Source organism: Bradyrhizobium sp. Leo78 (assembly GCF_059512425.1).
On sequence record NZ_JCAMOT010000115.1, the window covers coordinates 1 to 4,168 of the forward strand.

General features: G+C 60.6%; 1 protein-coding gene and 6 pseudogenes. 3 read left to right on the forward strand and 4 right to left on the reverse strand.

Features of this window, described 5'->3' with window-relative positions; genetic code table 11:
• Together AC5ZG1_RS43555 and ahpD are read left to right on the forward strand one after the other, a co-directional pair.
• Positions 1–72, forward strand: a pseudogene (locus tag AC5ZG1_RS43555) (peroxiredoxin); the annotation flags it as partial.
• 6 nt (positions 73–78) lie between these two features.
• Positions 79–546, forward strand: a pseudogene (ahpD, locus tag AC5ZG1_RS43560) (alkylhydroperoxidase, AhpD family); the annotation flags it as partial.
• Positions 547–622: 76 nt separating this feature from the next.
• Here ahpD and AC5ZG1_RS43565 read toward each other — a convergent pair.
• Positions 623–948: pseudogene (locus AC5ZG1_RS43565) on the reverse strand (transposase); the annotation flags it as partial.
• A gap of 19 nt (positions 949–967) precedes the next feature.
• On the opposite strand from AC5ZG1_RS43565, the gene AC5ZG1_RS43570 reads away from it, so the two are divergent.
• On the forward strand, positions 968–1,600 hold the full coding sequence (locus AC5ZG1_RS43570; protein ID WP_155255611.1) for a hypothetical protein: 633 nt from the start codon (positions 968–970) through the stop codon (positions 1,598–1,600).
• A gap of 617 nt (positions 1,601–2,217) precedes the next feature.
• Here AC5ZG1_RS43570 and AC5ZG1_RS43575 read toward each other — a convergent pair.
• The 3 pseudogenes from AC5ZG1_RS43575 to AC5ZG1_RS43585 form a co-directional block, all read right to left on the reverse strand.
• Positions 2,218–2,708 (reverse strand): annotated as a pseudogene (locus AC5ZG1_RS43575) (IS630 family transposase); the annotation flags it as partial.
• A 511-nt stretch (positions 2,709–3,219) separates the two neighbouring features.
• Positions 3,220–3,888: pseudogene (locus AC5ZG1_RS43580) on the reverse strand (SDR family oxidoreductase); the annotation flags it as partial.
• A 25-nt stretch (positions 3,889–3,913) separates the two neighbouring features.
• Positions 3,914–4,168: pseudogene (locus tag AC5ZG1_RS43585) on the reverse strand (IS630 family transposase); the annotation flags it as partial.

Sequence of the window (4,168 nt, forward strand, 5' to 3'; positions counted from 1 at the left end):
GATGCTCTGCAGACCGACGAGCTCTGCCCCTGCAACCGCGAGATCGGCGGCGAAACGCTGAAGGTTGCTTGAGGCATCATGTCAATTGAGCAGTTGATGGACCAGATCCCCGATTTCGCCAAGGACGTCAGACTGAACCTGGCGTCGATGATATCAGATGAGACGCTATCACCGCAGAGGAAACACGGGCTGTTGCTCGCCACCGCAATTGCCGCCCGCAATCCTGTAGTGATCGCCGCAATGGAATCTGCGGTAGCTGTCGTGATGACGCCGGCCGCGGTCGCAGCGGCGAAATCCGCAGCCTCGGTGATGGCGATGAACAACGTCTACTACCGCTTCGTTCACCTCTCCGCCAACCCGGAATACAAGACGATGCCGACGCGGCTACGCATGAACGTCATCGGCAATCCCGGCGTGGACAAGGCCGATTTCGAGCTGTGGTCGCTGGCGGTAAGCGCCATCAACGGCTGCGGGGCCTGCATGGACGCGCATGAGAAGGCGCTGCGGGAGGCCGGCATCAGCACGGCGGTCATCCAGACCGCGGTCGGTCCCGCTCCGCGGGTCCATTACAGCGGTGGTTGGCGACAAAGAGCGCTTCGTCCGCGCGGTCCGGTATCGACCCGGTGGCGAACACGCTCTCGATGGGATTGGTGGTGCGCAAGTGATCCCAACGTTCGGGAAGAAAATCGTAGAAGGCCAGCAGTGCGTCGCGATCCTTCACCAGGCATTCGACCGCTCAGCCGTACTGGCGCAATACTTCTCGGCGAAGACGTCGATCACCGCTTCGGCGGACGCTCGGTTCGCGCCCAATGGACCTCGCAGAACTCCTTCTTGCATGGTGGCCTGCACGGAGAGTGGGACCATGTCCAGGACGTTCACGGTGTTGTGCACCCAGCCTCGCTGGTGGCGTGTGCCGGGAAAGACCTCGTCGAGCGCCTTGTAGAAGTCGCGCTCGCCGGCGCCGATATTGGCCAAACTCGTTGTTATTGATGACGTCATCTGGATTGTTTTGCCAAGCCACGCCTCCCTTAAGGTAGGTCAGCGTGTGGCCCTGCGCGCCAAAAGCGTAACCGAGATGACCGGCGCCAGTTACAAAGACATTTGGGTTTGCCTTGCAGTTTGCGCTCACTATCGTGCCGGAGCCGGCGAGGCAGGTATTTGTGCCGTTGCAGACTGCACCGCTAGCAGTGGGGCCAAACACCGACCTATTCCTCTGCCAGTTGTAGCCGATCCGGCCGCCTGCCAGGAACACAGGAGTATTGACGACGCCATAAACGGACGGACCGTAGGGATTGCTGAAGGGTTTTTGGCCGTAACCACCGTCGACGTGCCCGCCAATACATCCTCCGGACCAGCTCCGCAGGGTCGGTGGCACTTGTGCTGCTGGCCCAAGGGTTCGCCGAATTGGCTGCACCGTTTTCGACCAGCGCAACCGTTGTCGCTCCCCAAGAACGAACTCAAGATCGCATCAAACACTCCGCGGCGCTTTCCCGATCCACAACCAAGCGCCTTCGAGCTGGCAATCGGTGATGGCACCGCGAATGAAGCAAGCAGCGTGCCGCTTGGAAATTGGGGTCTCCAGTTACTTGTTGCGCGATGATGTGCGCCGGACCTGATACGAGCGAGCACGCGGATCCTGCTTGCGGCGATCGAGGGCAGCGGCCGGAGTTTCGCAAATCGGATCGTCGGACGGCCGCGCTCCACTCAGCAGGCGCCGGCCACAGCGCGCGGCCTCGGTCTGAGGCTGCAACGACTGCTCCTCGGCCCAGTCGAACAATCCTCAATGCACCACTCCCCGCCGCGCTTGTCGAACGAGCCGCAACAGCGTCGCCCGATCGGAACTGCCGCACGGGCCCATCCTTGCCGCCGCGCTGCATGACAAGGAAGCACGTCGCAGAGCGGCGCGCGTCGGGCCGACCAGTTCTGTCATAACTGGCCGAACTGGTGGATACTGCGGGCGCGCTTTTGAGCACCTCTCGCGCGGGGAGGCAGGAGCCCTCCGCAGGCCCGGAATAGATGCCATGCCGATCGTGGGGTCGATAGGAGCGGCGCAGCATGGCCTTGCTGGCCCGGGCCATGCAGCGGCAGTACCGATAGATGCAGTTGCGGATCGCCAACCGGTCCAAAGGTTCCATCAGGATCGCTTCATTCAATCACCAACTATCCCGTCTCCGTAGCTAACACTCCAGTCGGAAAACATTGGTGAGAATGTTCCCTCTAGTGTTCTGCCCCGGAAATTCGCTGACAAAGTCGCGCGAGTTTTTGGAGGATGGAGTCGGCGGCAGCGGTCCACATGAAGGGGCGTGAATTTGCATTGTGGCTGCGGATAAAGCGGTCGATTTTTTTTTGACGAGATCGGCGGTGGAATCGAACGATCCCCGCCGGATGGCGCGTTGGGTGATGAGCGCGAAGAAGCGTTCGACCTGGTTGAGCCAGGAGGCGTAGGTTGGCGTGAAGTGAATGTGCCAACGCGGACGGCGGGCGAGCCGGGCCCTGACTTTGGGATGCTTGTGAGTGGCGTAGTTGTCGACGATGAGATGGATGTCCAGTTGGGCCGGCACGTTAGCTTCGATATGACGCAGGAAGGCGAGGAACTCCGGGTGGCGATGGCGGGGTTTGCATTGAGCGATGATTGCGCCATCGAGCACGTTGAGGGCGGCAAACAGGGTGGTCGTGCCATGACGCTGGTAGTCGTCGGTGACGCCTTCGATGTAGCCGAACCCCAACTGCTGGCGCGAACCGCCCGCCTAAATAGTGGCAATTGCGCAGCGTGCTCCTCGCGTGTTGGCCCCATCCGTGCGCCTGCCGCCGACCAGTTCGAAGGTGCCTGCGACCCAGCAAGTGTGGCCCACGCTGGAGCCCAGTTAGCACACGAGAACCCACGGCGCGCATTACGCTATGCCATCCACAAAGCGCTGGTTCGTCGCCTTGTTCAACAAGCGCGCAGTTCTCAATGCTCTTCTCGTCGAGCGTCGTCCCGCTCCCGCGCAGGCAGAACCTGGTCTTCTCGCTCGCTTCACCCAAATGCGGCGCCCGCAAGAGCTCCTTCTGCTCCAGCTGCAAGCACTCTTCGCGCTTTGCGGGCGCCTCCGCTGCTGCTGGCGCCAACTGCGATCCGCCGGAGACGTTACCGTTGGCCATACGTCCGAAGATCCCGAGAGCTGAGACGGCGAACCGCAGCATTTTGTTGCCCTGGCTTAGACTGTCAGTTGGTATTCATCAAAAGATATTCTCGGCTGCCTGCCATCTGTGCGGAACGCCGATCGTCAAACCGCCATCGACGACGATCTCGGAACAGGTAAAATAGCTGGACTCGTCGCTGAGTAGGAATAAGGCTGCATGCGACACGTCCTGCGGGCAGCCTGCCCGGCCCAGAGGAATAGGGAAAAGAGAGGGATCGAAACGCTCGGTAGTGGGCGTGGTAATGAAGCCGGGATGAATCGAGTTGACGCGGACGCCAGAGGCGGCTGCCTCCAGCGCAGCAGACTTTGTTATGCCCCGCACGCCGAACTTAGAAGCCACATAGGCATGAAGCCCGGCAGTGCCCCGCAGCCCCTCGACCGATGAGATGTTGACGATCGAACCGCCGCCCGCGCGCCGAATTGCCGGCAGGGCCGCCTGCATTCCGAGGAACACACCGGTTAAATTGACGGCAATGGTTCTATTCCACTGATCGAGCGAGAGCTGCTCGATGGAGGCCATGCTGGCGATCCCAGCATTGTTGACCAACCCATGCAGCGCGCCGAAGCTGCTTTCGGCGACCGCGACCGCCCTGGCCCACTCCGCCGGCTGGGTGACGTCCTGGCGCACGTAGATGGCGGAAGTGCCTAGTTCAGCAGCGAGAGTTTCCCCTTCTGCGTGAAGAATATCAGTAATTACGACCTTAGCGCCCTCGGCTACTAGTCACGTGAATCTAAAGTTCGCCACATAAAGTCTGTTGAGCTTTGTGGCAGAAGCGTTTGACGGAAGCCAAAATCTGATCGGCTGACTTGGTCCATTTGAAGGGCTTCGGGTTTCTGTTGCAGGTCGATGAAGGTACGGATGTCGGCCTCGAGCTGCCTGACGGAGGTGTGAACACCTCGCTGGATCTTCTTTCTGGTGAGTTCAGCGAACCAGCGCTCGACCTGATTGATCCATGACGCGGACGTCGGCGTAAAATGAACATGAT